At 70.7% G+C, this 26,516-nt stretch carries 20 protein-coding genes and 1 tRNA gene; 12 read left to right on the top strand and 9 right to left on the bottom strand.

Features of this window, described 5'->3' with window-relative positions; genetic code table 11:
- Positions 1–4 precede the first annotated feature (4 nt).
- From AAFX79_03605 to AAFX79_03595, 3 genes are all read left to right on the top strand, one after another.
- A complete protein-coding gene (locus tag AAFX79_03605; protein MEO1007625.1) occupies positions 5–655 on the top strand; it encodes a sigma-70 family RNA polymerase sigma factor in 651 nt (216 codons plus the stop codon).
- A complete protein-coding gene (locus tag AAFX79_03600) occupies positions 652–1,554 on the top strand; it encodes a hypothetical protein (protein ID MEO1007624.1) in 903 nt (300 codons plus the stop codon). The genes AAFX79_03605 and AAFX79_03600 overlap by 4 nt, the downstream gene beginning before the upstream one ends.
- Positions 1,555–1,763: 209 nt before the next feature.
- A complete protein-coding gene (locus tag AAFX79_03595; protein ID MEO1007623.1) occupies positions 1,764–3,158 on the top strand; it encodes a PDZ domain-containing protein in 1,395 nt (464 codons plus the stop codon).
- Positions 3,159–3,427: 269 nt separating this feature from the next.
- On the opposite strand, the gene AAFX79_03590 is transcribed toward AAFX79_03595, so the two are convergent.
- A complete protein-coding gene (locus AAFX79_03590; protein MEO1007622.1) occupies positions 3,428–4,657 on the bottom strand; it encodes a VOC family protein in 1,230 nt (409 codons plus the stop codon).
- A 103-nt stretch (positions 4,658–4,760) separates the two neighbouring features.
- Positions 4,761–6,941, bottom strand: a complete 2,181-nt coding sequence (locus AAFX79_03585) for a GC-type dockerin domain-anchored protein (protein ID MEO1007621.1) — start codon at positions 6,939–6,941, stop codon at positions 4,761–4,763.
- Between the two features lie 166 nt (positions 6,942–7,107).
- On the opposite strand from AAFX79_03585, the gene AAFX79_03580 reads away from it, so the two are divergent.
- On the top strand, positions 7,108–8,157 hold the full coding sequence (locus AAFX79_03580) for an AAA family ATPase (protein MEO1007620.1): 1,050 nt from the start codon (positions 7,108–7,110) through the stop codon (positions 8,155–8,157).
- A 45-nt stretch (positions 8,158–8,202) separates the two neighbouring features.
- Here AAFX79_03580 and AAFX79_03575 read toward each other — a convergent pair whose 3' ends face one another.
- Positions 8,203–9,084 (bottom strand): hypothetical protein, encoded by an 882-nt coding sequence (locus AAFX79_03575; protein ID MEO1007619.1) that lies wholly within the window; start codon positions 9,082–9,084, stop codon positions 8,203–8,205.
- Positions 9,085–9,490: 406 nt separating this feature from the next.
- Here AAFX79_03575 and AAFX79_03570 point away from each other — a divergent pair, with 406 nt between their 5' ends.
- From AAFX79_03570 to gmk, 4 genes are all read left to right on the top strand, one after another.
- Complete coding sequence (locus tag AAFX79_03570; protein MEO1007618.1) at positions 9,491–10,843, top strand: hypothetical protein; 1,353 nt, start codon at positions 9,491–9,493, stop codon at positions 10,841–10,843.
- Between the two features lie 95 nt (positions 10,844–10,938).
- Positions 10,939–11,958 carry a lysophospholipid acyltransferase family protein gene (locus AAFX79_03565; protein MEO1007617.1) on the top strand — a complete coding sequence of 340 codons (1,020 nt, stop codon included), beginning with the start codon at positions 10,939–10,941 and terminating at the stop codon, positions 11,956–11,958.
- Between the two features lie 18 nt (positions 11,959–11,976).
- On the top strand, positions 11,977–12,273 hold the full coding sequence (gatC, locus tag AAFX79_03560) for an Asp-tRNA(Asn)/Glu-tRNA(Gln) amidotransferase subunit GatC (GenBank protein MEO1007616.1): 297 nt from the start codon (positions 11,977–11,979) through the stop codon (positions 12,271–12,273).
- Between the two features lie 37 nt (positions 12,274–12,310).
- Positions 12,311–12,922: a guanylate kinase gene (gene gmk / locus AAFX79_03555; GenBank protein MEO1007615.1), complete on the top strand. Its 612-nt coding sequence runs from the start codon at positions 12,311–12,313 to the stop codon at positions 12,920–12,922.
- Between the two features lie 15 nt (positions 12,923–12,937).
- On the opposite strand, the gene AAFX79_03550 is transcribed toward gmk, so the two are convergent.
- From AAFX79_03550 to AAFX79_03540, 3 genes are all read right to left on the bottom strand, one after another.
- Positions 12,938–13,423: an RpiB/LacA/LacB family sugar-phosphate isomerase gene (locus AAFX79_03550; protein MEO1007614.1), complete on the bottom strand. Its 486-nt coding sequence runs from the start codon at positions 13,421–13,423 to the stop codon at positions 12,938–12,940.
- Positions 13,420–14,526 (bottom strand): Sua5/YciO/YrdC/YwlC family protein, encoded by a 1,107-nt coding sequence (locus tag AAFX79_03545; GenBank protein ID MEO1007613.1) that lies wholly within the window; start codon positions 14,524–14,526, stop codon positions 13,420–13,422. The genes AAFX79_03550 and AAFX79_03545 overlap by 4 nt, the downstream gene beginning before the upstream one ends.
- A gap of 63 nt (positions 14,527–14,589) precedes the next feature.
- Positions 14,590–14,673, bottom strand: a tRNA-Leu gene (locus tag AAFX79_03540).
- Between the two features lie 52 nt (positions 14,674–14,725).
- On the opposite strand from AAFX79_03540, the gene AAFX79_03535 reads away from it, so the two are divergent.
- A complete protein-coding gene (locus AAFX79_03535) occupies positions 14,726–16,681 on the top strand; it encodes a hypothetical protein (GenBank protein MEO1007612.1) in 1,956 nt (651 codons plus the stop codon).
- Positions 16,682–16,705: 24 nt separating this feature from the next.
- On the opposite strand, the gene AAFX79_03530 is transcribed toward AAFX79_03535, so the two are convergent.
- From AAFX79_03530 to AAFX79_03520, 3 genes are all read right to left on the bottom strand, one after another.
- Positions 16,706–18,793, bottom strand: a complete 2,088-nt coding sequence (locus tag AAFX79_03530) for a LamG-like jellyroll fold domain-containing protein (protein ID MEO1007611.1) — start codon at positions 18,791–18,793, stop codon at positions 16,706–16,708.
- 140 nt (positions 18,794–18,933) lie between these two features.
- Positions 18,934–20,640, bottom strand: coding sequence for a pseudouridine synthase (locus tag AAFX79_03525; protein ID MEO1007610.1), 1,707 nt, complete (start codon positions 20,638–20,640; stop codon positions 18,934–18,936).
- 31 nt (positions 20,641–20,671) lie between these two features.
- Positions 20,672–21,484, bottom strand: a complete 813-nt coding sequence (locus AAFX79_03520) for a phosphopantothenoylcysteine decarboxylase (protein MEO1007609.1) — start codon at positions 21,482–21,484, stop codon at positions 20,672–20,674.
- A 168-nt stretch (positions 21,485–21,652) separates the two neighbouring features.
- Between AAFX79_03520 and AAFX79_03515 the strand changes: the two genes are divergently transcribed.
- The 3 genes from AAFX79_03515 to AAFX79_03505 all read left to right on the top strand — a co-directional run bounded on the left by AAFX79_03515 (position 21,653) and on the right by AAFX79_03505 (position 26,465).
- Positions 21,653–23,377, top strand: a complete 1,725-nt coding sequence (locus AAFX79_03515; protein ID MEO1007608.1) for an ATPase, T2SS/T4P/T4SS family — start codon at positions 21,653–21,655, stop codon at positions 23,375–23,377.
- A 33-nt stretch (positions 23,378–23,410) separates the two neighbouring features.
- Positions 23,411–24,565, top strand: a complete 1,155-nt coding sequence (locus tag AAFX79_03510; GenBank protein MEO1007607.1) for a type IV pilus twitching motility protein PilT — start codon at positions 23,411–23,413, stop codon at positions 24,563–24,565.
- Between the two features lie 172 nt (positions 24,566–24,737).
- Entirely contained in the window at positions 24,738–26,465 is a 1,728-nt protein-coding gene (locus AAFX79_03505) for an ATPase, T2SS/T4P/T4SS family (GenBank protein ID MEO1007606.1), read from the top strand.
- The last annotated feature ends 51 nt before the right edge of the window (positions 26,466–26,516 follow it).

Genomic DNA, 26,516 nt, shown 5'->3' with positions numbered 1-26,516 from the left:
GATCGTGAGTCCAGCCGAAGCATCCGCGGCCGCCGCTCGCCGGCAGGTCGATCCGCGGCTCGTCGAGCGGGCCATGGCCGGGGACGGCGAGTCCATACAGCGTCTGTGGCAATCGCACCGCCGGTGGGTCGCCGCCATCGTGCTCGCCCACATGCCACGAGATGGCGAGCTCGACGACATGTTGCAGGACATCGCCGCGACCTTTGTGCGCAGCGTTGGCGAGCTGCGCACGTCCGCGGCGCTTCGGCCCTGGCTGCGAACGGTCGCCATCAACGCCGCCCGCGCCGCCGGACGCAAGAAGACCCGCCGCCGCAGAGCGCTGGACGCGCAGGCGGCGAGCGACCCGGGCCGTTTCGCGGGCGAGCAAGCGCCCGACGAGACGCCCGCGGCGCCCGAGCGGAGCGACGAAGCGCGGTGGCTGCTGGGCCTGATCGCCGATCTGCCCGAGGGCTACCGCGAGCCCCTGGTGCTCCGCTGCGTGCGGGGCATGAACTACAAGGCCATCAGCGAGCTGACGGGCCTGCCGGAGACGACGATCGAGACGCGGATCGCACGCGGCCGCCGCATGCTGCGGGAACGGATCGCGAGCGCCCGCGAGCGCGAAGCCGAGCGGATCGGCACACCAGCCGATCGCTGGCGAGGAATGGACCCATGAGCAACACGGAGCCCCGAAGCGATAGCCCCAGCCCGCCCGATCGCGACCTGCTCATCACACGGGTCGTCGATGACGCGGCGAGCGCCCAGGACTGGGCCCTGCTGCGTGCGATGGCCGAGGACGATCCATCTCTGTGGCGGGAGCTGTTCGAGGCGCAGCACGCCCAGGCGGAACTCGCCCGTATCGTCGGCGATGCCATCTCGGTGGCCGACGGCGTGGAGGTGCCCCTCGACCAGCTGCCCGCGGGCCGGCTGCGGCCGGTCGCGGTCGTTCGTGCGGCGGGCTGGGTCGGCTGGGCGGCGGCGGCGGTCGTCGCCGCGTGGATGCTGCCGCAGGCCTTCGGCCTGGGCGGTGCGCCCGATCGCGAGGGCACGATGGTCGCGGCCGATCCACCGCCGGCCGATCCGCCGCCGGTCGCTCCGCCGCAGGCTCCCGCGGATTGGGTTGGCCAGCAAGCGTCAGCGGGGCAGCTGGTTGGTGAGGAGTCGATCGACATCGCCCGAGCGCCGTCCTTCGACGAAACGGACTACTTCGTCGGTCCCCTCGAGCAGGTGCCGACGACGCTGGTGCGGGAGGGACTCGAGCAGCGCCGGGCGCAGGCGGCCGCCGAGTTGCGTCGCGAGATGGCCGGCGACGCGGGCGGGTCCCGCCCCGGCATGGTCTCGCCCGGCGAGCCGTTCATGCTGGCGAGCGCCGGCGAGTCCAGCGAACTGCCCGAGCGGATGCTGCTGCAGGCCCGCCGGCTGCCCGATGGCCGCGTCGAACTGGTCTACCTCAGGCGATTCGTCGAGCGGACTGTGATCGACGAGGCCGACCTGTATCAGGTGAAGCCCGACGACACCAACACGCCGCGGCCGGTGCCCATGCGGCTCAGCCGGCCGACGTCGGGGCCGATGTAGGCGATGTGGCGCGGGGGTGCCACATCGCGATACCGCTTCTCGGCCGTCTGCCGGGAGCGTTCCAGTAGCCAACGGGCGGGCGATGCGTCCGCATTCCACGTGCGCGACGAGCTGCCCGCGCCGCGTGTCCATCATGCACCGGCCCGCATCCACGCATTCGCTTTGGGATGCACCGGCCAATCGGATTCTGACCGCAGGAGGACCGATCCATGACTCGTTTTCGTACCAGGGCATTCTCGCGCACCGCTCTCACTCTTGCCGCCATCGCCGGTCTGCCGGCGGCGGCGATCGCGCTCACCCCGCAGGACGCCGCCCCGACCGCGGACCGCTACGAGGTGGTCGCCGAGACCGCCCCGACCCAGTCGGTCCGCGAGATCGTGATGACCCGCTCGCAGGACGGCCACGCCGTGACCGTGCGGGAGCGCAACGGCAAGCTGACGGCGGAGATCAACGGCAAGAAGGTCGACGCCAGCCGCATCGAGCGGAAGGGCGACACCATCGTGGTTCTCGACGACACCGGCCGCGCGGTGACCTTCCGCGTGCCGCGGGCGCCCTCGGCCCCCGTGACGCTGCTGGGTGGCGTGGCTCCCGAGCTGGAGATCGTGCAGCTTGCACGGCCCGCGCCGGCCGTCCGCGTCGGCGTCGCGCAGGTCCAGGACGCCACTGACCAGCCCCGCGTGATGTTTGGCGTCGTGATGGGCGAGCCCGACAACGTGCTGCTGGAGCACCTGGGGCTGGACGGCGACAGGGCCGTGCTGCTGGAGCGGGTGATCGACGGGCTGCCCGCCGCCAAGGCCGGGCTGAAAGCCAAGGACATCATCGTGGGCTTCGGCGACCACGCCGAGCCGCGCTCGGCCGACGACATCCGCGTGGTGCTCCGGAAGGCCGAACCGGGCAAGAAGGTCAAGGTCAAGGTCATCCGCAAGGGGCAGGCCAAGACCTTTGACGTGAAGCTGGAGGCCTTCGACGCGACCGCGCTGGGCCGTGCTCCGACCGCCGGCGGGGGCGTCGGCGCGCGTCCGCCCGCACCCCCGGCGGCGCCGCGTGCGCAGGACGCCAACCCGTGGCGGGGCGCGCAGGGCCAGGGCCAAGGCCGGGCCATGGATCACGCCGAGCAGGCCGAAGCCGCGCTGAAGCAGGCCGCCGAGATGATCGCGCGGCTGCAGGGCGAGGCCGCCCACGAGGCCCACGAGGCCCACGAGCACGCCCAGCACGCGATGCGGCGGGCCATCGAGGCGCTGCGGAAGAACCAGCAGCAGGCGTTCACCTTCGACGCCGAGGAACTCCGCGGCATGCAGAACGACGCGCTGGCGCGGCTCCGCGAGCTCGAGGGCGATGGCGCCCGCTTCTGGGCCGAGCACCAGCCGGGCCAGGGCTTCACCTTCCGGCTGCCGCCCCAGGAGTGGCAGGGCTTCGACTCCGAGTCGATGGAGGACCGCCTCGAGGCCCTCGAGGATCGCCTGGAGGACTTCGAGGATCGCTTCGAGGACGCCATCGAGCGCTTCGAGGACCGCATGGAGGCCATGGTCGAGAGGCTGATGCATCGCCTGGAGCAGTCGCTGGAGCGTGATCGCGCCCGCGGCCGTTCGGGCGGTGGCCGCTAGCGGGTCCTGCGAGCGATCCAGGGCGGAATTTTTGCACTCGCCGTGCAACTCCGGCCCTCCGGATCGGAAGAAGCAGGATACCGAACTCACGCGGCCGCGGACGCCCCGGCGCCTGACCCGCCGGGCTCCGCGTCGCCGTGACCTCCCCTACGCCGGGCCTTGGATCGGGCAGGATCCAGGCCCGGCGGTCCGTTTGGGGGTGAACTACACGCGGCGTGAGCGCGATGAAGGGCGGCCGCGGATAGGCCGCATGGTGATGCTCGGCGTTCCTACGGAGCGACAAGCGGCACGTACAGTTCGGCGCGGCGACGGTCGCCGCCGTACGCGGCGAGCAGCCGCATCAGGTCGCCGAAGTGCGGCAGGGTGACGTGCTCCTCCATGGCGGCGAACTCGGGCCATCGCTCGAGCAGCACCCAGGCGCGATGGTCGTCGGCCTCTCGGAAGAACGCGTAGTCGCCGTTCCGCGGCTCGGCGCGGGTCGCACGGGCGATCGAGTGGGCCCATGCCGCCGCATCGGTCGTGGCATCGCCGTCGACGGTCATTGGGAGCCGCACGACGAGCACGAACGGCTCGTCCAGGCTCGCGGCGGCGCGGACACGCGTCCGGAGTGCATCGAGCAGCGGCGTTTCTTGCTGGTCGGGCAGCGCTCGCCGCGGAGCATCCGGCTGCTCGCTGGATCTGAGCAGCTGCGCAAGCGGCGGACCGTGCAGCAGGTCCGTGATCGTCTCGAATTGCCCCTGGTTGCTCGAGGCGTGGCGTTCGAGGGCGTCGGTGTTTTCCCATGTCTGGACGATCGCGTAGCGACCGGCGACCTCCGGGTTGCGGAGTGCCTGCCAGCGGACGGCGCCCGCCCGATCGATGGCTGCCAGCCGGTGCTCGAGATCGCGCTCGGTGCCGGCGCGGGACTGCATCGTGGTGATGACGGTGACGTGGCCCTCGATGCCGTGCGCCGCTTGGAGCAGGTGGCCCGGAAGGACGCCCGCGCCCGCCATGGGCTGGACGATCTCGATGACGTTGCCATCGGGGTCCTGCAGGAAGGCCAGCCGCCGGCTGAGCAGCGGGTAGTCGAAGGGCTCGCCCATCGCGATGGCGCCACGCGCGATCATCTCGCGGCGGGCGGCGTCCACGTCGTCCACGGCGAAGCAGAGGTGCCGGTAGCCGGCGGCGGCGAAGTCCGCCGGCACGGTCTGCGCCGGGGCCTGCGGCGCCGCGTTCGGATCGCCGACGATCTCGAGGCGGAATCCCGAGGGATGCACGAGGTAGGACAGGCGGGCGCCGGGGACGACGTCGGGGGCTTCCCAGTGCACCTCGACGACGAATCCCAGCACGTCGCGGTACCAGGCGATGAGCCGCTCGTCGTCCCGGGTCACCAGGCACGCGTGGTCCATCCGGGCGGCGGCCATGGGGTGCTGGGATGCGTCGCCCATCGCTCTGGGGGATCCGCATGCGGGCAGGAGCATGACCATCTGCAGCAGGACCACGACGAGTATGCACTTCATGCTCGAACTCCCCTTCTATCCGAGACAGCTACGACTGCGGATGACGAGATCCGCGGTGTGGTCATAGGCGGGGGAAGGTGGCCGGCCAGATGCCGCGCCGTGCTCAGCGGTCGGCGACGAACTCGATGTCGTCCAGACCGAGCCGTCCGCGGGCGGCGCCCGAGTCCGGGCCGAAGTCGAATCGAACCACGGCCAGATTGGAGAGATCGACCTGGGTGCCACCGGCCAGGAAGTCGGTGAGGCGGATGCGGACGGTCTCGAACTCGTTCTGCCAGCCCGTGCCGTCGCCGGCACCGGTGCGCTGGTAGGGCTCCTCGATGCCGCCGCCGTAGGCGCTGATCCGGATCGAGCCGCTGCGGCGGTCGCCGTCGATGATCGACACGGTCAGGTCAACGTCTCCCAGGTCGGCCGTGGTGAGTGGGTGCCGCGTGCCCTGGCACGCCCGGAAGCTGAGGTGGTCGTAGCCGGTGGCGTCGGCGAGGTCCGGCGTGATCGCGAACTCGAGGAAGCCGGCGCCGTCGAAGTCGAAGATGGCGCCCCGCGATCGGTCGAATTGCGTAAAGGCGTAGGTCATGCCGTTGGCCGGACTAGTGGGCGACCAGGTGAAGGAGCCATCGGTGTCGCTGAGCTTGGTCTCGACGAGGTTGTCCACGCCGATCGAGACGGCTCCGCCCGAGCTGCTGGTCGTTGTGGATGGGTTGCGCTGGAAGTCGTCGATGATCCCGCTGGCGGCGGCGACGGGATCGGACCGGTGCATGTGCACGACCGTGGTGCCGGGGCTGACCGATGCCGGGCGGAACTGCTCCCAGGGGCGGGTGAGATAGTCGATCGCGTCGGCGTCGCCCTCGGCGTGGTGCTTGAGCAGCGCGAGGTAGATCGCTTGGGCGATCCGCTGGCTCTCGGCGCGGCCGATCTCGGTGGCGGGCGGGCCGGCGAAGTCGTCGAATCCGCAGCAATTGAAGTCGTTGTGGTCGGCGCCGTGGATGTAGGTGGAGTGCTTGACGCCCCGCGCGCGGTCGTAGTGGCGGAAGGGCACGGTCTGCTCGGCGGGCCGGCCGGTGATGTCGCCGTCGGCGGCGCCCCACATCATGTGGAAGGTGATGGGGCCGGGATCGCCGTCGATGCGGGCGAAGTCGCCGACGCTGTTGGCGGCGATGGCGCTCAGCAGCACGATGTCTCCCGTGCCGTAGCTGCGGGGCACGAAGTCGCCGGTGTGCAGCCGCTCGGCGCCGATGACGGCCTCCCGGCCGCCGGCGCTGTGGCCGATCCAGGCGATGCGCGAGTCGTCGAGGAAGCCGTCGAGCACGCCGCCGGCGAGGGTCGCCTGCGTCTCGATGACGGTCTCGGTCTGCAGCAGCATGCTCAGGCCGGTGCCCGCGCTGAAGTTCCGCGTGCTGACGGTGATCCAGCCCCAGCTCGACAGGTGGTCCTGGAGGTAGTCATACCAGCGGAAGTCGTGGCCGCCGCCGTGGGCGATCACCACCAGCGGCAGCGGGCCGGCCGACGCGATCTCGGCGGGGTAGGTCAGCCGCAGGTCGCCGCGGATGGTCGAGGTGTCCACCGTGGTCGGGGTGAGCGGGCCGGGCTGGGTCAGGTCGGTGTAGACGCTGAAGCCTCGTTCGGGGGGTTGATCGTCGCTGCCGAGGCCGTCGATGAAGTCGCCCGCGCCGAGCAGGCCGTCGCGATCGGCGTCGATCACGACGTCGTAGCCGCCGGAGATCGCCAGCCCCGTGCCCGCGGCGAGCAGCTCGGATGCGGCGAGCGCAACCGCGGCGTCCTCCACCGAGGCCGCAAGGAACGCATGTTCCTGCGGCCCGCTCGGCCGCACGTCGGCCAGCGTTGGATCGCTCGCCCATTCGTCGGCCGACCTCGCGGCGACGAGGTAGATGTCCGCGGTGACTCCGCGGATCGCCGGGAATCGATCGGGATCGATCGACACGCGAACGACGTCGCCCGCATTGAAGGCGCGGACGTACTGGAAGTGGGGATAGGCATCCAGCGCGACGCCGGCGAGCTGGGTGGCGATCGGCTCGCCCGGACAGCCCGCGTTGAAGGCGTTGAGGTAGGCCAGGAAGTCGAGGATGAGCAAGCGGCCGTCTCCGTCGAAGTCGGCGGCGGGGTCTTCGGCGTCGAAGAGCGTCTGGAAGGCGAGGAAGTCCAGGGCGGTCAGCTCGCCGTCGCCATCGAGGTCGGCCGGGCACGACGGCTGCGCGAGGGCGGCGCTGGCGAGCACCGGGAGGATGGCGGCGGCCAGAGCGGCGGCGCGTGCGGAACGCGTGGGCATGGATGTCCCTCTTTCTCTCTTGCGTGGCCGCTCGGGTGGCGCGTGCCTGGAGCCTCGGTGGCATGATACGGGAAACCGGCCGTTTGCCCAAGCACCTCATCGGCCATCGGAGTGCGGCCATCGGCGCGGCCCCGCCGGTATGATCGGGCCCACGGAGGGCCGCGATATGCCAGCCAGCGACGCCGACACCGCCTTCGCCCGCGACGCCTACGACCGCCTCAAGGCCGAGATCCACAAGGTCATCGTGGGTCAGGACGAGGTGGTCGACCAGATGCTGCTGGCGGTGTTCAGCCGGGGGCACGCGCTGGTGGTCGGTGTGCCGGGGCTGGCCAAGACGCTGCTGATCTCGACCATCGCGCGGACGCTGAACCTGGAGTTCAGCCGCATCCAGTTCACGCCCGACCTGATGCCCAGCGACATCACCGGCACCGAGGTCATCGAGGAGAACCGCACGACGGGCCACCGCGAGCTGCGCTTCGTCAAGGGGCCGGTGTTCGCGAACGTTGTCCTGGCCGACGAGATCAACCGCACGCCCCCCAAGACGCAGGCGGCGCTCCTGGAGGCGATGCAGGAGCGGCACGTGACCATCGGCGGCGTGCTGCACGACCTGCCCAAGCCCTTCTTCGTGCTCGCGACGCAGAATCCCATCGAGCAGGAGGGCACCTACCCGCTGCCCGAGGCCCAGCTCGACCGGTTCATGTTCCAGATCCACATCGCCTACCCGAGCCTGGACGAGGAGGCCGAGATCGTGCGGCGGGCCGGAGAGAAGGCGCACGTCCACCTCGACGCCGTGCTGACGGCCGACGAGATCGATCGCGTGGCCGACATGGTGGAGGCCCACCCCGTCCCCGAGCACGTGATCGCCTACGCCCTGCGGCTGGTGCGGGCGACGCGGATCAACGAGCCCATGGACAACGAGCTGGAGCGCCCGCCGCTGGCGCGGGAGTACCTCGCGTGGGGCGCAGGTCCGCGGGCGAGCGAGTACCTCGTGCTTGCGGCCAAGGCCGAGTCGCTGCTCAAGGGCGACGGGCATACGACCATCGAGCACGTCCGCACGGTCGCGCGACCCGTGCTGCGGCACCGCATCCTGACGAACTTCAACGCCGAGGCGGACCAGGTCACGACCGATGCCATCGTCGACAACCTGCTCGAACACATCCCCGCCGACGGCATGTCCGACGAGGAGCGGCGGCAGGTCGACACCGTCATGCGGTGATGGCTTGGGTCCGGGCTTATTCGGATCCAGCCAATTTGCAGTCGTTCAGGCCTCGCCCCGCGAGATGCGGATGAGCGTCCGCCGCTGTTCGGGTGTCAGTTCCTTTGCCACCTCGAGGAACACGCCGAGGCGGTCCCGCTCGGTCTGCGATCGCTTGTCGGGGTTCAGGAGCGTCTTCTCGCCGTACCGCTGGATGATGCGGCGGACGTTGCTCTCCTGATCGGGCGTGAGGTCGAGCTTGGCGATCAGCTCGTCGAGCTCCTGGGCCCGCTGCAGCAGCGTGCGTTCGTAGGCGCTGCGGACCTCGGCCCCCAGTCCCACCAGCCGCTCGATGGCGCGGGCCCGGAATCGCAGGCCCCGCTCGCCGCCGCGACGCTCCTCGCTGAGCAGCCGTACGCGATCGGCCAGCGCGGCCTCGTTGTACTCCTGCTCGAGCCGCTCGTGTTCTGCGGCGGCCTCGGGCGGCAGCTCGGCGCGGATGCGGTCGCCCAGGGCGCCCTTGCGGGCGAGCGGCGCCATCGCCCGGGCCAGCTCGGCGATGGCCTCGCGGCGGTCGCTCGCGCCGCCGCCGTTGCCCAGCTTGATCAGCAGGTCCAGGCGATCGATCACCAGCCCGTCGAGCACCGCCCGCCGCTCGGCGAGGATGGCCTCGATGGCGGGCCTCGTGGCCTCGGGAGGCTCGACGAAGTCGAGAGCGGCCTCCGCGGGATGGCGGGACAGCCGCTCGAGTTCGCCGGCATAGGTCCGCGAGACGAGCGTGGCCCGGGTCGCGGCGGCCTCGACGCTCGGCCCGCCCAGGATCGGGGCGGCTCCCTCCTTCGGTTCCGTCCCCTCCTGGGCGAGCGCGGGGCAGGCGGCCATCAGCATCGCGGCGATGCTCAGCCACGTCGGCGTGCGGGTGTCGGGGCTGTGTCCCGTGCTGGGCATCGCGGCGTCCTCCTTGATTGCCTCGCGGACTGCCCCCTTGATCGGCGAGAACGGCCCGGCGTTTCGAAGGGGCTAACGCGGAGGCGTCCGGCGGCTTGCCGGCGGCCCCGCGGTTGCGGAGCAGGGGCGTGCGTGGCGGAGATGGATCGATCCTACCAAAAGGCGGATATCACCGCCCGCATCGCGTGCTGGACTTGACCAGGCGGCCCGCACCGCCCACACTTGGCACCCCGAGGCCGGGCAACAGCCGCGCCCGGTCGTACGTATTGGAATCGCCGGGCGGCTCCGCTCCGGATCGCTCCAGATCTGGACCCGCCGCGGGCAGCACAGCCGGGCCGAGCGTGGCCCGCGGCATCGAGCGCTCGAAGGGAAAGGGGCCGCAGGCATGGCCGGACGTAGTGGCGGAATGGTCTTTTACGCCGCGGTCACGAGCATCCTCGTGGTGGTGCTCTTCGTGGTCAGCGTGGTGTTCTTCTTCCAGGCGCAGGCGGCCGACCGCGACTACCAGGAGCTCAACGAGGACCTGGCCGAGTTCGTGCGGTCCGATGAGCGGCAGCGCGACGACATCCGGCTGCTGGTGCAGGCGGCCTCCAGGGACCGCAAGAGCCTGGCGGGCTACCTCGTCGACACCCGCCGCGACGTCATGCAGCGGGTGACCGGGGTGGGCGGCGACTCGCTCGAGCAACTCAACACCAAGATCGACGCTCTGGATTCCACCGGCTCGCGGCCGCTGCTGCAGGTCGCCCGCGAGGCGCAGAACGAGGTGGCGGCGCTCGGCACCCGGCTGCGGCAGGCCGAGGACGCGCTGGCGACCGCCCGCGAGGACCTGGCCAACGAGGTCGCCCGCGTCGAGTCCATCCAGACCAGCATGAACGCCACCACCGAGCGGCTGACCGGCGAGGTCGAGGAGTACCGCGGCGAGGTCGAGGATCTCCGCGGCGAGTACATCGACGCGCGGCAGTCGATGGACCGCCGCGTCGAGGACATCCGCCGGCGGACCGACGACCAGGCGTCCATCCTCCGCGACCAGCTCGACGAGGCGCTCGCCGAGAACCGCCGGCTGGAGGACCAGGTCCGCCAGCTCCGCGGCTCGGGGCCCGACAGCGGCGTGCGTCCGCAGGCCGAGGAATCGCTGGTCGACGGCGCGATCATCGCGGTCAACGACCTGAGCCGGGAGGTCACGATCAATCTGGGCTCGCAGGACAAGGTCACGCTGGGGATGACCTTCGCGGTCTTTGGCTCGCAGGGCGATATCCGCGTCGGGCCCAACGGCAACTACCAGCGCTCCAAGGCCACCATCGAGATCATCCGCCGCGAGGCCAACCAGTCGACGGCGCGGATCACCAGCGCGCAGGCGGGACGGCCGCTGATTCGTGGCGACGTCATCGCCAACGCCGCGTACGACCCCAACAAGGTCTACAAGTTCGTCGTCTTCGGCAACTTCGACGCCAACGGGGACGGCATCGAAAGCGACCTCGAGGCCCGCGGCATCGAGGCCACCATCCGCGGCTGGAACGGTCGGGTGGTGCCCGATCTGGCCGGCGACGTTGACTTCCTGGTGCTCGGGTCCAAGCCGGGCCTGCCGCCCGAGCCGGACATCAACGCGACGATCGAGGAGATCCAGCGGTACCAGGCGGCGCTCGATCGCGCCGAGCGGTACGACCGCCTGTTCGAGGACGCCATTGCCGCCAACCTGCCGGTGCTCAACCAGAACCGCCTGTACACGCTGATCGGCAAGCCCTTCGGCGACATCCGCTAGCGGCGGCCATCGGCGGAACCCGGGGGCGACCGACGGCCCGCGCACGGTCCAAGACGCAATTCGCGGCCCCGCTCGGCGTCGCGGCGGCGCTCGGGGTGAAGATCGCCTCGGCGGCGCTGTCCTCGCCGCCGCCGGGACCGACGTTTGCCTTCGCGCGCGCCGCCGGCCGGCGGTTCGCGTTGCTGCCCAGCAATCGATCGCGGCTCGCACGCGCCCAGGAGCACCTCGGCGTCGCCTTCCCGGATCTGGATGTCGACGCACGACGCGAGCTGGCGATCGCCGCATATCAGCACCTGTTCGTGCTTGCCGCGGAGATCGCCCGCTGTCCCCGGACGCTGAACGTCGACAGCCTGCTGGGACACGTCGAGCTGTGCGACGTGGCAAAGGGCCTGCGGACGATCGTGGGCGGCCGGCCATGCATCGTGATGACCGGCCATTGCGGCAACTGGGAGGTGCTTGCGAGCACCTCGGGCCTGCTGGGGCTGCCGCTGCACGCGGTGTATCGTCCGCTCGATCTCAAGCCGCTGGATCGCTGGGTCCGCGAGACGCGGTCGAGGCCCGGGCTCACGCTCGTCGACAAGTTCGGTGCCGTCACGCAGATGCCGAGCCTGGTCGCGGATGGCGCGTGCCCGGCCTTCGTCGCCGACCAGAACGCGGGCGACCGCGGCTTGTTCGTGCCCTACTTCGGGCGGCTAGCGAGCAGCTACAAGTCGATCGGGCTGCTGGCGATGCAGTTCCAGGCCCAGCTGGTCGTGGGGGCGGCCTACCGGCTGCCGTGCGTGGACGGCACGCTGCGGTACCGCTTCCGCATCTTCGATACCTACGGCCCCGAGGACTGGAACACGCACCCCGATCCGCTGTTCTACCTGACGGCGAGGTATCGCCGTGCCCTGGAGATGGCCGTTCGCGACGCTCCCGAGCAGTACCTGTGGATGCACCGAATCTGGAAGAGCCGGCCGCGGCACGAGCGGCTGGGTCGGCCGTTCCCCGACAGGCTGCGCGAGAACATGCGGCTGCTGCCGTGGATGTCCGAGGACGACATCGCACGCACCGAGGAGCTGAGCGGCCGCGATGCGGCGACGCTGGCCGAACGCGGGGTCACCAAGCTGGCCTAGGTCCGACTAGCATGCTGCATGGCGGATGAGGTCACCCGAGAGCAGGTCGAGAAGCTCGCGCGGCTGTCGAAGCTCGAGATCGAGCCCGGCAAGGCCGCGGAACTCGCGGGCCAGCTGAGCGGCATCTGCGGCTACGCGCAGCGTCTGGGCGAGCTGGATCTCCAGGGCGTCGAGCCGCTGGCCCACGCCGCGGACCTCGATGCTCCGTTGGCCGAGGACGAGGCCGGTGGGGAGCTCGATCATGCGGCGCTCGTGCGCATCGCGCCGGCGATGGACGGGCGGTTCATCCGGGTGCCCAGGGTGCTCGGCGGCTGACGCGACGCGTGCCGGCACGGTCTCTAGACTCGCCCCCATGAGCGAGCCCACGCACCGCCTGGCGACCGATACCGACGACGGCGTGCTCGTCGTGTTCAGCGGGCCGTCGGGGGTGGGCAAGACCACGATCGCCCGGGCGGTCGAGCGCGACATCCCCGCGGCGCTCTTCAGCGTGTCGGTGACCACGCGGGCCAAGACGCCCGACGACGTGGACGGCGTGGACTACCACTTCGTCGACGAGGCCGCCTTCCGCGACATGATCGACCGCGATGCGCTGCTGGAGTGGGCCACGGTGTTCGGCCGCTACTACGGCACGCCGCGGGCTTGGGTCGACGAGCAGTTGCGGCGGGGACGGGTCGTCATCGCGGACATCGACGTCGAGGGGGCGCGGCAGGTGAAGGCGCGGATGCCCGACGCGATGGCGATCTTCGTGCTGCCCCCGAGCGAGGACGATCTGCTCGCGCGGCTGCGGGCCCGCAAGCGGGAGGACGAGGCGGCCATCCAGCGGCGCTTCGCCGAGGCCAAGCGGGAGATCGCAACGGCCCGCGAGAGCGGCTGCTACGACCACTTCATCGTGAACGAATCGCTCGGAGATGCGATCGCCGAGGCCATTGCGCTGGTTCGGGCGGCGCGGGCGCGGCGGGGGTAGTCGATTCGAGAGCGGCTAGTCGCCGGCGAGGGTCTCGCTGGTGACGTCGGCCGGGTCCTCGCCCCGCTCGATCGCGTGGATCTTGGCGACGCGCCGGGCGTGGCGGCCGCCCTCGAAGTCGGTACGGAGCCAGGACTCGACCATCCGCTCGATGAGCCGCTGGCCGATCATGTCGGCCGAGAGGCACAGCACGTTGGCGTTGTTGTGGCTCATGGCCATCTGGGCGGTGAACTCGTCGTGCACGAGGGCGGCCCGTACGCCGTCGACCTTGTTGGCGGCGATGCACATGCCGATGCCCGAGCCGCAGAGCAGCACGCCGCGGTCGGCCTCACCCGCCGCGATGAGCCGCCCGACGCCGTAGGCCCGGTCGGGGTAGTCGCAGGCCTGGCCCTCCTCGGCGTCCTTGTAGAGGTCGACGTCGTGGCCGATGGCCTGCAGCGCCCGCATGAGGGAGCGCGCGGCGTCTCGTCCCCGATGGTCCGCGCCGATGGCGATCTTCATAGGTCCAGCTCCTCGAGCCGGCGGCGGATCACGTCGCTGAGCCGCCGCGCCAGTTGATCATAGAGCTTCTGGGGCCCGCCGATTGGATCGGGCGTGTCGGCGTCGGCGTCCAGCCGCACCAGCTTGTGCTGCTGGGCGGGCGGCGTCAGGCTGCGTGCGGTCTCCAGGTGGCTCTCGGTCATCGCGAAGACGGCGTCGGCCCGCTCGACAAGCCGATCGGTCAGCGGCTGGCTGCGGTGCGTCGTGAGGTCACCGCCGACGGCCTCGACGGCGCGGACGGCCTCCGGCGTGGCGGTGGCGCCATCGACGGCCGACACGCCCGCGGAGAGCACGATCGCGTGCTGCCCGCGGCCCCGGGATTCGAGGATGCCCCGCGCGATGGCCTCGGCCATCGGGCTGCGGCAGGTGTTGCCCGTGCACACGAAGAGCACCACGGTGGCGAGCCGATCGCGGACCTGGTCGCCCGTCAGCGCACCCTCCGACGCCACGGTCCAGGAGCCGTCGTCGGCGAGGTCGACCACGGTGCTGTGCCTCGCGAGGCGCGTGGCCCCGGCGTCGTGGATGAAGTCCACGCCATCGACGGCCGGCGGGCATTGGCCCGGGCGCGCGGGTGGCGAGAGGTCCAGCGCTTCGGCCGAGGACGCAACGACCGGGCCGCCGACGCGCTGCAGCGTCATCTGGGCCCAGGTGTCGTCGGGCACACGGACGGAGAGCCGGTCGGCGTCATTGGCGACACCGGGGTGCAGGCCGCCAGCCGCCGCAATATCGGCCGCACGGGGCGTCCGCAGCCGCAGGGTGACGGGGCCGGGCCACGCCCGATTGATCACGCGGCGGTAGGTCGGCGAGGGCTCGACGCCCGCGCGGTCGAGCGCGTCGAGCACGGCGGCGGCGGCACCCGCGTGCCATGCCAGCAGGCCCCACGGGCCGGCGGCCTCCAGCCGCGGCAGCGCGCGGATGCGGTCGATCGCCTCGGGATTGTCGCCCCGGGCGAAGACGCCGTACACGGTCTCGGTCCGCAGGATGGCCAGTCCGCCGCGATCCAGGGCGGCGGCGGCCTCCTTGACGGCGTCGACGTGGGTTCCGGTGTGCGGGGTGCTGGTCACGCTGGTCCGTCCTTGGCTGCGGCCATGTTACGCCCGCGGCGGGGCCCGCCGGGCGGCACGTAATGCGGGCGACAGGGATCGAACCTGCACGGCCTTTCGGCCACGGGAACCTAAATCCCGCGCGTCTGCCAATTCCGCCACGCCCGCGTGGCCCTTGTCCGGCCGATCGATCGTATCGACGCGTCGCGTAGAGTGCCGCATGCGACGGATCGTGCTTGGGTTGGGCGTGCTCGCGGCGGTGCTGGCGGCGGGCGTGCCGGTGGCCGGCCAGGATGCCCCCGAACAGCAGACGCGGAGCTTCGACGAGCTTCGGCCACCCCAGCGGCTGGGCGCGCGCGTGCGGGCCCTCGATCGGGCGGTCCGCGTCTCGCCCTTCGTGGTCGTGGTACGGGACGAGCGGAGCTTCGTCGAGGCGGTGGCCAGCTGGACCGCCGCCGCCCGCTACCCGGTGCTGCTCGACGACGGCACATGGCTCGCTCGGGAGGGTATCGCGCGGTTCGTCCGTGCCTTCGAGCCCGAGGCCGTCTTCGGCTGGTCCGCGGAAGGCGGCGCGGAGGATTGGTCCGCGGACGAGCGGCGGGAGGCCATCGAGGGCGCGGTACGCCGCGTGTGGGGCGTTTCCGGCGACGCGTCGGCCGGCATGGCGGGCGCGATCGAGCAGTGGCGGTCGCTGGGCCTCACGCCGGCGGGTGCAATCGTGGCCGATCCGGGCGACGCGGCCTGGCCCGCCGCGCTCGCACTCGCGGCGGGGCGGGCGCAGCCCATCGTCTGGATGCCCGTCGCCGGCGGCGCGAACCAGGCGATCGAGGCGGCCGACGCCGAACTGCTGTGCGCGGCCATCGAGGCGCGGCTCGATGGCCTGGGCGTCGCCTGGCGGGGCCTGGGCGACGACGTCGACGCCATCACGCTCTGCGCCAACGCTCCCGCGCGGATCGAGGGGCCGCCGCACGGCACCATCGCGCTCACGGCCCGCCTCGGGCGGATGGGGTCGGCCTCCCGCGAGGCGGGACGCTGGGCGTGGACGGGCCAGATCTTCGGGTCGAGCGCCCGCTCGGCGTACGCGGCGATGTCCTCGCTCTTCCTGACGCCGCGGCGGGCGTGGCTCTTCGACGGCTACCCGCAGACGCCGCCCTGGACCAACTACGACGTGCAGCCGGCGGCGGGGATCTACCGCCAGATCGGCCTCGGGCTGGCCATCGACGACGCGCCGCGGCAGGGCGTGGCCGACCTGCTCGAGCGGGCCGCGTCGCCTGTCGACGCCCAGCTGATCGCCTTCAACACCAAGGGGCGGGTGACCGAGTTCCACCTCGAGCCCGGAACCGCGTCGGCCCGCGACGTGCCCGTCCTCGCCACGCCGGCCGCGGTGTACGTCGTGCACTCGTTCTCGGCGCAGCGGCCCGGCATTCGGACGAGCGTGGCGGGCGCGTGGCTCGACCGCGGCGCATTCGCATACTTCGGCTCGGTTGATGAGCCGGGGCTGCAGAGCTTCGTGCCGCAGGTCACGCTGGCCGCGCGGCTGGGCTCGCTCTATCCCTTCGCGGCGGCGGTCCGCGAGGACGGCTTGCTCGAGAATCGCAAGCTGGCGTTCTTCGGCGACCCGCTGTGGATGCTGGACGCCCAGCCGCCGCAGCGCATCGACGCCGTCCCGCCACTCGCGAATCTCCGCACGTTCCCGCAGGCGGTGGGGCCGGGCGTTGCGGACGGCATCTGGGGCCTGCGGATGTCGGGCGACGATGCGCGGGCCGCCGAGGTCGTGCTCGATGCGCTGCGGGTCGCGCCCGATTCGGTGGATTCGGGGGTCGCCGCCGCCGGGCTCGGGGCCCTGTTCGCAATGGGAGAGCGCACCGGCTTCGCCGCCGCCTTCGCGCGGCTGGATCCCGAGGCCGCGGAGGATCCGGCGGTTCGCGACCTCGCCTGGCATGCGCTGCGGCCGCTGCTGCTGGACGATCGCGCCGCCGCCACGATCGCCCGGGTGCTCTCGGGCCACGTGCGTCCGCAGCGGCTCGCAACGGACGCCCTAGAACTCGCCGGCGCGCTGGCGGCCAGCGGCGAGCGGGAGGAAGGGATCGCGCTGCTGCGCAGGGTGCTCACGCGGGCCAGGACGCCCAAGGCTCGCCGCGACCTGCAACTCGGGATCGAGTCGTTCGGCGGGTAGTTTCGCCGCGTGGGGGCAGTTCCCCTAGTTGCTGACCGCCACCGGCTCGGGGTCGCCGAAGGCCTCGGCATGGTGGCCGTTGCCCGAGCTATCGATGATGTACGCACCCAGCAGGGTGTCGAAGCTGTACAACGCGGTCGTCCGGCGATCGGCGGTCAAGCGGCGCTCGGGCACGAACGAGTCGCCCCGGTAGCGAGCCCGCGGCGAGAGGCGGACCTCGTCGATCAGCCCGCGGAAGAACGACGTCGGCTGGCCGCCGCGGTTGACGTCGGCGCCGATGTAGAACGGCAGGTCGTTGATGGTGCGGCTCCAGCTGGGGTCGACCGCGACCGATGCGATCAGCCGTCCGTCGAGATAGGTGCGCAGCTCCTCGGCCCGCTCGTCGTAGACGCCGGCGATGTGGTGCCACCGATCGGTCTCCAGGACACCCTCGATCCGCCGCTCGCGGTACGCGCCGCCGAGGTGCGCGGCGAACCACAGCTCGCCGTTGCTCACGAAGATGCCGTACTCGCTGCTCTCGGTCTTCGCCAGCAGGCCCGTGCGACCCTGGAAGGTTTCGGCGTTGAACCAGCACTCGATGGTGAACGAGCCCTGCGGCGCGAAGCTGGCGACCTCCGTGTCGACGCGGATGGCGTCGTCGCCGTCGAAGCGCATCGCCTTGTTCTCGGCGTCGGCGGTCTCCAGCGGCAGGCTGCTGAGGTCCACCGGCACGCTCACGCTCTGCGTGGGGATGCTGTAGCGGAAGCTCGGGGCCATGTAGTCGTAGTCGACGTCGATCGACAGGCGATCGAGCGACGCGTCCGCGCTGTCCTCGGGCCGGCCCACGAGGAAGCCGATCTCGGCGGACTCGCCGGGCTGCAGCACGTCGTGGGTGTGGTCGGGGCGGAACATCCAACGGTTGTCGGCGGAGGCCGGCGACAGCGCGAACTCGACCGGGCGATCGCTGGGGTTGGTGACGGTGACGCTGACCTCGCCGCGGGCGGCGCCCTCGGGGGTGAACTTCACGAAGCTCTCGACCGTCGTACCGCTCTCGCGGAGGGCGTTGATCTGCTCGAGCATGGGACCGCTGATCTCGCGGACGTTCATGGCCTGTCCGACGGGATAGGCCGTCAGGGCGATTTGCTGGGGCCGTACGGTGACCAGGTGGTAGTGGTGCAGGTTGCCGGCCTCGGGAATGGCGCCACGCTGGCCGCCGCCGACGGTGGCGAGCGTGACGTACTCGATGCCGTCGTCGCCGTTGGGGCCGAAGTCGTGCCGCATGCGGTGGATGTGGCCCGCGAAGACGGCGCGGACATTGCCGGCGTCGGCGAGCATCGGGTGGACGTTGTCGTTCCAGTCCTCGCCGTAGCGGCCGCCGAGCCAGCGGGGGTGATGCAGGAAGAGGAACTGGTGCTGCGCCGCCCTGCCGCGCTCGAGCGCCTCGGCCAGGAATTGCTTCTGCTCGTCGCTCATGACCTGGGTGTCGGCGCGGGAGATGCTCTTCTCGCCGGTCTCTGGGTTGCCCTCATCGGAGTAGAGCACGATGAAGTGGCTGCCCTTGTGCGTGAAGCTGTACCACAGCGGGCCAAAGTGCATCTCGTAGCTCTTCTCGTGCTCGCCCTCGGGCCGGTTGCGGTCGGCATCGGGGCCCCGCCAGTAGATGTCGTGGTTGCCGGCGACGGGGAACCACGGGCAGATCAGTTCGCCCATGATCGCCTTGTACTCCCGCATCTCGGTCATCCACTCATCGGTCTGGTTGTACCCATCGATCATGTCGCCCACGGTCATCACCAGATCGGGCTCGAGCAGGTTGACGTCGCGGACCGCATCGGCCAGCACGTTGACGCCGCTATCGGGTCCGCCGGTCCGATCGCCGAAGACGGCGAACACGAACGCGTCGGTCTCCTCGGGCAGCGGCAGATCGACGTCGCTTCGGCGGTTGGTGAAGAACCGGGTGCCGTCGGGCGCCACGGTGGGATGGTCGGCGTTGTGCCTGTGGAGGTGCCGCTCGTGCAGCAGGAAGGGAGTCTCCTCCTTGGCTTGGTAGCCGGGCTCGACCTCGCCGTTCTGGGCGAGGGCAGGAGCGACCAGCGGGCACAGCGACAACGCGAGCACGATCGGCGTTCGGGGCATCTCGGATCCTCCGCGGGGTAAGCCGGAGGATACGGGCGTTCGCAGTTCGAGTCGCGTCGCGCGGCCCGCGGGATTGCGTGCATCGGCGGCGTCTTCGCGCTGTGCTAACGTCTTCTTAGCATTGGGCTCCTGGGCACGATTTATGTTGCCGCGAACGCGATCGCCCGCAGGCCCAGGAACATCGGTATCTCCCGGCGTGCGCGGTTCTCGGCATCGGCGCGGGGACCGGGCTCGCTGGTACGCTGGCTCGGCCATTCCTCGAGGGCGTCGATCGCGAAGCCGCAGCGGGCGAGCGCGGCGATGTAGTCCTGCAACGGGCGGTGGTGGGTGGTGGTGGTGATCGCTCGGCGGCCGTGCGCGGCAGCGCCGGGGTTCATCACGATGGGCTGGGCGTGGGGCGTGAGGTAGGCGTCCACGCGGCGGTACTGCCGCATGGCTCCGGGCTGGCGGCGCCGCTGGGCGGCGGGGCCGGACGGGATGCCGTCGGAAGCGCCCTCTTCGTCCCAGCCCCAGCCGGTTCGCCCCGGTGCGCGGAACGCCGGGTGCAGCACGATCGCCACGAAGCGGCCGCCGGGCCTGAGCCGCGTTCGGATGCCCCGGAAGGCGGCCTCGATGGCCTCGATGTTCATCAGCGCCATCACGCAGCTGGCCGCGTCGAAGGGCTCGGCGTCGCGCAGCCCCTCGACGTGTGCGAGGTTCTGGGCGTCCCCGACGAGATAGGTCTCCCGTCCCCGCGCCCGCTGCCGCGCCGCATCGATCAGCCCCGCCGAGGCGTCGACGCCGACGACCGCCGCGCCCAGTTCGGCGGCGGCGCGTGCCAGCACGCCCTCTCCGCAGGCAACGTCTAGCAGCCGCTCGCCGCGCTCCAGCCCCAGCAGCCGCAGCGTGCCGGGCACGATGACGGCCGAGTGGTGGTCGCTGCGGCCCTCGCCGACGAGCTTGTCGTACCAGGCGGCTACGTGATCCCATCCGCGGGCGTCCCGCTGCTGCGGCCGGGCGGGCTTTGGCGCGGGTTCGCTCGGCGTCTCTGCCGCGGTCGTGCCTGGGGGCGTGGCTTCGGAATCGGTTGCCGGCTTGGGCGCGTCCCGACCGGCGTCAACGAGCGTGGCGAATCGCTTGGGTGGCGGCGACTCGAAGGTCATCGCCTGGCCCGTGGTGGGGTGGCGAAGCTCCAGCCGCGTCGCGTGCAGGCACAGCCGCATGCGGGCGTCGTGCCGGGGTTTCTGGCGCTCGGGGCCGTAGAGACGATCGCCGAGGATGGCGTGTCCCGCGTGTGCGAGCTGCACCCGCAGCTGGTGGCGGCGGCTCGTGTCCATCCGGAGCGCGAGCAGCGCCCGCCCCTTGCCGGTGCATTCGACACGGGCGTGCGTGACCGCCGTGGCCGTCGCGTCGCTGGCGGGCGCACGGCCGTTGGCGACGGCGACCACTCGCCGCTGCGGGCCGTCGTGCAGCTCGTCGACGAGCGTGTGCTCGCCCTCCCACGCGGGCGTGCCGCGGACGATGGCCGCGAAGTCGGCCCGGACCCGGTTGGCGCGGAGATCCTCCTTGAGCCAGCCGTAAGCCGCCGACGTCGAGGCGAAGAGCACCAGCCCGCTGGCGTCGCGGTCGAGGCGATGCACGACCCAGACGCGGGCGTCGGGCCGCGCCGCCTGCAGCCACCGTCGGACGTGCGCGAGCACCGTGTCGTCGCGGGCGTCCTTTGACGCGGTGGTCATGCCCGCCGGCTTGTCGACCACGATGACCCCATCGTGCTCGCCCAGGATGCGCGGGGTCATCTTGGGCCGGGGAGCGGCGCCGCCGGAGCGCCGCTGGCGCTCGCGTTTGGATCGGGGCGTCGCGTCGGGCATGCTTGTGGTCTCCGTCGTCGAGGCGTGGAGGTCAACGAGGCGAAGGGCGGCCCGCCGCCCGCCAGAGTTCGGCGGCGACGTCGAGCAGCACCGAGGCGAAGGCGGCCTTGCCCATCGGGCCGACGCGGCGGGGCGGCCGATCCGCATCGGCGAACAGGATTCTGGCGTCGATGTCCGCCGAGTCCATGGTGTCCAGGGGGTTCACCACGATCGCGTCGCAGCCCTTCCGCTCGAGCTTGCGGCGTCCGCGTTCATCGCTCGCGGCGTCGGCCTCGAGGGCGAAGCCGATAGCGATCGCTCCGCCGGTCATGCCCCGGCGGGCCTCGGCGAGTAGATCGGGTACGGGCTCGAGTGCGAGCGTGATCGTCTCGCCCCGCTCCAGCTTGCCATGGACGTGGCCGGCGGGCCGGAAATCGGCGACCGCGGCCGCCATCACCAGCACGTCGATCGCCGGTACGCGCTCGAGTAGGAGGGCCTGCAGGTCCGCGGCCGTTCGGAACCGGACGAGGTCGAGGTGCGAAGCGACGCGTTGCTCAGCAGGGCCGTTCTGGCCCGATGGAGGCTCGTTGTTGTGCGAGGCAGCATCCGCCAGGGGGCGCCCTGGTGCCGATCGACGTCCCGCGATCCGCTCCTCCAGGCGATCGCGGGCGGTGCATGGTCCCATCAGCAGCGTGGTCGGCCAGCCGCGTTTGGACGAGGTCTCCGCGAGCGCTGCGCCGAGCCGACCCGACGAGCGATTCGCGAGGTACCGCACGTCGTCGATGGGCTCGTGCGTGGGGCCCGCGGCCACCAAGACCCGCGGCGTGCGCGAGGCTTCGGCGTCGGGCTGGTCGTGGCTTGCCATGCGTTGCGTCCGGCGGCTCGGATGGAGGCCCGCGGATTCGGTGCTTGTAGGGCAGATTTGGATCTCGCCGGCACGCCCACAGGAACTCCGGGAAGCGTACGCTGACGGCTCGCCCTGCCTCGGGGCCGGCCACCAACACCTCTGACGGACGGCGGGATCGACTGGTCTATGGCACGCAATCGCAAGAAGCTCGGTGAGATCCTCGTCGCGAAGGGAGTCGTCTCCCAGGGCGACCTCGACAAGGCCCTCGGCATCGCCAAGGGCTCCCGCCGCCGCATCGGCCAGGCCCTCGTCGAGGCGGGATTCGCCACCGAGGAGCAGGTGGCCGAGGCGCTGGCCGAGCAGTTCGGCGTGCCCTACGTCGATCCGAGCGACCCGAAGGTCCGGTCGAGCGTGCAGGTGGATCTGATCCCCAAGGAGATCGTCCGCAAGCACCTGGTGCTGCCCGTCGAGAAATCGGGCAACCGCCTCAAGCTGATCGTCTCGGACCCCATGGACCTGGAACTCCAGGACATGCTGCGGTTCCGCCTGAATCTCGAGATCGATCCCATGCTCGCCTCCAGGAGCGCCATCCGCGGGTTCCTCGAGGGCGACGAACCCGGAGCCGCGGCGCAGCAGCCCGACCAGTTCAAGGCCGGCGAGCAGGGCCTGGTGACCGACTCGATCGATCGCTCGGTCGACCGCTCGGTGGACAAGTCCATCGATGTTGCGGCCGATGAGTCGGCGCCGATCGTGCGACTCGTGAACCGCATCCTGTCCGAGGCCGTGCGGATGCGGGCCAGCGACGTGCACATCGAGCCCATGAACGACCGCGTGCGGCTGCGGTACCGCGTCGACGGCGTGTGCGTGGAGCGGGACAACCTGCCCAAGCGGATGCAGGCCTCGCTGCTCAGCCGCGTCAAGCTGTCGGCGGGCATGAACATCGCCGAGAAGCGCATTCCCCAGGATGGCCGCATCAAGCTGCCCGTCGACCAGACCGACATCGACTACCGCGTGTCGGCCTGCCCGACCTACCACGGCGAGAGCGTGGTGCTCCGTATCCTGCGGCCCGATTCGGTGCGGATCGGCCTGGAGAACCTGGGCTTCGAGTCCGACAACCTCGAGGTGTTCAACCGCATCATCCGCCGGCCCAACGGCATCTTCCTGGTGACCGGGCCCACCGGCTCGGGCAAGACGACCACGCTCTACTCGGCGCTGGACGTGCTCAACCGACCCGACCGCAAGATCATCACCGCGGAGGATCCGGTCGAGTACAACTTCGAGGGCATCAACCAGTGCCAGGTCCGCGAGGACATCGGGCTGACGTTCCCGGCCATCCTCCGCTCCATGCTCCGCCAGGCGCCCAACATCATCCTGGTCGGCGAGATCCGCGATAGGGAAGTCGGCGAGATCGCCATCCAGGCGGCGCTGACGGGCCACCTGGTGTTCAGCACGCTGCACACCAACGACGCCCCGAGCGCCATCACTCGCCTGATCGACATGGGCATCAAGCCCTTCCTCGTGGCCAGCTCGATCCAAGCGATCATGGCCCAGCGGCTGATCCGGATGCTGCACGATCCCTCGAAGGAGCTGGACGACAACCCCGACCCCAAGCACCTCTTCCTGACCGGCCTGCAGGACGGCGAGTGGCAGGGAAGGATCTACAAGCCCGGGTCGAGCGCCGAGGCGCCGACGGGCTATAAGGGCCGCAAGGCCATCTTCGAGATGATGATCATGAACAGCGACCTGCGGGACATGGCCTTCCGCAAGACGCCGGTGGCCGAGATCCGCCAGAAGGCCATCCAGAGCGGCATGAAGACGCTGGTGGAGGACGGCAAGCGGAAGATCCTCAAGGGCGTGACCACGCCCGCGGAGGTCGCCCGCGTCACCCAGGTCGAGGGCGGCGGCCACTAGCACGAGACCCACCAGCAACCCGAGGGAGCAGCCATGGCCTCAACCGAATCCGAGCAGTCCAGGACCATCGCCGGCGGCGGCACCGTGCAGATCGACCGCCTGCTCGACACCGTCGTGCGGACGGGCGCCAGCGACCTCCACCTCACCGTGGGCCGCAAGCCCACCGTCCGCTTGCACGGCGGCCTGAAGAACCTGGAGACCAAGGTCCTCGATTCGGACGACCTGGTCTCGCTGATGAAGTCGATCACCCCCGAGCGGAACCAGCAGGAGCTCAGCGAGGTCGGTGGCACCGACTTCGGCTTTGGCTACGGCGATGCCGCCCGCTTCCGCGTGTCGATCTTCAAGCAGCGCGGCGATCTGGCGATGGTGCTCCGCCTGATCCCCAACGAGCTGCTGACCTTCGAACAGATCGGCCTGCCCGAGGTGGTGCAGGACCTGTCGCGCCGCCCGCGTGGGCTCTTCCTGGTCACCGGGCCGACCGGCTCGGGCAAGACCACCAGCCTCGCGACGGTACTGGACTACATCAACACCTACTACGACCGCCACATCGTGACCATGGAAGACCCGATCGAGTACTTCCACTACCACAAGAAGAGCGTGGTCAACCAGCGCGAGGTGGGCAACGACGTGCCCAGCTTCGCCGAGGCCCTCCGCCGCGTGCTGCGTTCGGACCCCGACGTGATCCTCGTCGGCGAGATGCGCGACCTCGAGACCATCGAGGCGGCCATCCGAGCTGCCGAGACGGGCCACTTGGTGTTTGGCACCCTGCACACCACCGGGGCCGCCAAGACCATCGACCGCGTGGTGGACGCCTTTCCGGTCAGCCAGCAGAACCAGATCCGGGTGCAGCTGTCGACGGCCCTGCTGGCGGTGCTCAGCCAGGCGCTGCTCAAGCGGGTCGATAAGCCCGGCCGCATCGCCGCCTACGAGTTCCTCGTCGTCACGCCGGCCATCTCGAACCTGATCCGCGAGGGCAAGACCTTCCGCATCGATTCGTCGATCCAGACGGGGGCCAAGTTCGGCATGCAGCTGCTGGACGACCACCTGTGGTCGCTGTACACCAGCGGCATCATCAGCGCCGAGGAGATGGTTGACAAGGCCAAGGATCCAGGTGCCGTGCGTGATCGGGTGCACCAGACCGGGCGGACGGTTGGCCGGCCCGAATTGGATGAGACCGACGTCGCATGAGCACGAAAGGCCGTTCCAGCCGTTCTTTGCTCTGAATTAGTCGTTTTTCTAGGTGCCTCGTTTCCGCGAGGCCGACTTTGTTTCGGGAGGCCGGCATCATCGAGGGTTCGGGGGCCGAAGACTCCTCCGGATCCGATCGCGGCATGATCGCCTCGGCCTCGAGGACTCCACCATGGCGACGACCAACACCGACGAACTGAAGGGCCGCAAGCTCGGCCGCGTGCTGACCAAGATGGGCAAGGTCACGCGCGAGCAGGTGCACGAGGCGCTGTCGATCCAGAAGACGCGGCGGCGGCCCATCGGCGAGGTGCTCGTCGAGCTGGAGTACTGCACCGAAACGGACGTCCAGGCGGCGCTGGCGGGCCAGGCCGGCATGGCCTATGTGGATCTGGCCGAGCGAGAAATCGCCGGCGAGGCCATCGCCGCGATCCCCGCCGAGAGCGCCCGGGCCTACGGCGTGGTGCCGCTGGAATACAACGCGACGGCCAAACGGCTTCGGATCGCGATGAAGAGCGCCGACAACTTCCGCGCCGTGGACGACCTGCGGCTGCTTCTGGGCATGACCGTGGAGGCGGTCGTGGCCGATCCGGCGCAGATCGACGAGCTGCTGGGCAAGCACTACGCGGAGCAGGAGTCGGTGGTCGACGTGGTCAGCGGGCTGGCCAGCGACGAGAAGTTCATGGCGCTCGAGGGCCGGGGCGAGTCGATCGACCTCGACGCCATCACCGAGGCCGCCAGCGACAACCAGGTCGTCAAGCTGCTGAACCTGGTGCTGCTGCAGGCCATCCGGGACAAGGCCAGCGACATCCACTTCGAGCCGTTCGAGGACGAGTTCAAGATGCGGTATCGCATCGACGGCGTCCTCTACGAGATGGTGCCGCCGCCCAAGCACCTCGGGCCGGCGATCACAAGCCGCGTCAAGGTCATGGCGGACCTGGATATCGCCGAGCGGCGGCTGCCGCAGGACGGCCGCATCGAGCTTCAGGTGGGCGGCCGTCCGGTCGATCTCCGCATCGCGGTGTTGCCCACGATGCACGGCGAGAGCGTCGTGATGCGCGTGCTGGATCGCTCGAACGTCGAGCTGAATCTCGACCGCATCGGCTTCCGCGAGGACGACCTGGAGCGCTTCCGGGCCCTGATCAACAAGCCCAACGGCATCGTCGTGGTGACCGGGCCGACGGGCTCGGGCAAGACGACCACGCTCTACGCGGCCCTAGCCGAGCTCAACGACATCGAGACCAAGGTGCTGACCGCCGAGGATCCGGTGGAGTACGACATCGACGGGCTGTGCCAGGTGCAGGTCAACGAGGACGTAGGCCTGACGTTCGCCAAGGCGCTGCGGAGCTTCCTGCGTCAGGATCCCGACGTAATCCTCGTCGGCGAGATCCGCGACCTGGAGACCGCGCAGATCGCGGTGCAGGCGTCGCTGACGGGCCACCTCGTGCTGAGCACGCTGCACACCAACGACGCGCCCAGCTCGATCGTCCGCCTGGTCGATCTCGGCCTCGAGCCCTTCCTGCTGACGGCCACGATCGAGGGCATCGTGGCGCAGCGGCTGGTCCGCCGGATCGCCAAGGACGCGATGGAGGCGTACGAGCCGGCCGAAGAAGAGTTGATGGAGCTGGGGCTGCGGATGTCCGACGTGGCGGGCAAGACCTTCCATCGGCCGCGGGGCGATGCGCAGCACGGCGGGTACCGGGGCCGGATGGCGCTGTTCGAGATCATGGTCATGGACGACACGATCCGGGACATGGTGATGAACGAGGAGAGCCTGAGCCTCGTGCGCGAGCACGCCCGCACCCGCGGGATGCGGACGCTGCGTGAGAGCGGGCTGCTGGCGATCTACGAGGGTCAGACCAGCATCGACGAGGTGGTCCGCGAGACGCTCGTCGAGGAATAGCGGTGCGGTCGCGCCGGGCCGGATTCGGCCGCGGCGGACGAACAGGAGTTG

The sequence above is a fragment of the Planctomycetota bacterium genome, from assembly GCA_039819165.1.
Taxonomy (GTDB): domain Bacteria; phylum Planctomycetota; class Phycisphaerae; order Phycisphaerales; family UBA1924; genus JAHCJI01.
The sequence above is the reverse complement of the archived record's forward strand: the minus strand, read 5'-3'. Positions and strand labels throughout refer to the sequence as shown.

Coding starts and splice junctions, on each gene's coding strand:
- AAFX79_03600 (MEO1007624.1), top strand. CDS start 652: ATGAGCAACACGGAGCCCCGAAGCGATAGCCCCAGCCCGCCCGATCGC.
- AAFX79_03595 (MEO1007623.1), top strand. CDS start 1,764: ATGACTCGTTTTCGTACCAGGGCATTCTCGCGCACCGCTCTCACTCTT.
- AAFX79_03590 (MEO1007622.1), bottom strand. CDS start 4,657: ATGAAGTGCATACTCGTCGTGGTCCTGCTGCAGATGGTCATGCTCCTG.
- AAFX79_03585 (MEO1007621.1), bottom strand. CDS start 6,941: ATGCCCACGCGTTCCGCACGCGCCGCCGCTCTGGCCGCCGCCATCCTC.
- AAFX79_03580 (MEO1007620.1), top strand. CDS start 7,108: ATGCCAGCCAGCGACGCCGACACCGCCTTCGCCCGCGACGCCTACGAC.
- AAFX79_03575 (MEO1007619.1), bottom strand. CDS start 9,084: ATGCCCAGCACGGGACACAGCCCCGACACCCGCACGCCGACGTGGCTG.
- AAFX79_03570 (MEO1007618.1), top strand. CDS start 9,491: ATGGTCTTTTACGCCGCGGTCACGAGCATCCTCGTGGTGGTGCTCTTC.
- gatC (MEO1007616.1), top strand. CDS start 11,977: ATGGCGGATGAGGTCACCCGAGAGCAGGTCGAGAAGCTCGCGCGGCTG.
- gmk (MEO1007615.1), top strand. CDS start 12,311: ATGAGCGAGCCCACGCACCGCCTGGCGACCGATACCGACGACGGCGTG.
- AAFX79_03550 (MEO1007614.1), bottom strand. CDS start 13,423: ATGAAGATCGCCATCGGCGCGGACCATCGGGGACGAGACGCCGCGCGC.
- AAFX79_03535 (MEO1007612.1), top strand. CDS start 14,726: ATGCGACGGATCGTGCTTGGGTTGGGCGTGCTCGCGGCGGTGCTGGCG.
- AAFX79_03530 (MEO1007611.1), bottom strand. CDS start 18,793: ATGCCCCGAACGCCGATCGTGCTCGCGTTGTCGCTGTGCCCGCTGGTC.
- AAFX79_03525 (MEO1007610.1), bottom strand. CDS start 20,640: ATGCCCGACGCGACGCCCCGATCCAAACGCGAGCGCCAGCGGCGCTCC.
- AAFX79_03520 (MEO1007609.1), bottom strand. CDS start 21,484: ATGGCAAGCCACGACCAGCCCGACGCCGAAGCCTCGCGCACGCCGCGG.
- AAFX79_03515 (MEO1007608.1), top strand. CDS start 21,653: ATGGCACGCAATCGCAAGAAGCTCGGTGAGATCCTCGTCGCGAAGGGA.
- AAFX79_03510 (MEO1007607.1), top strand. CDS start 23,411: ATGGCCTCAACCGAATCCGAGCAGTCCAGGACCATCGCCGGCGGCGGC.
- AAFX79_03505 (MEO1007606.1), top strand. CDS start 24,738: ATGGCGACGACCAACACCGACGAACTGAAGGGCCGCAAGCTCGGCCGC.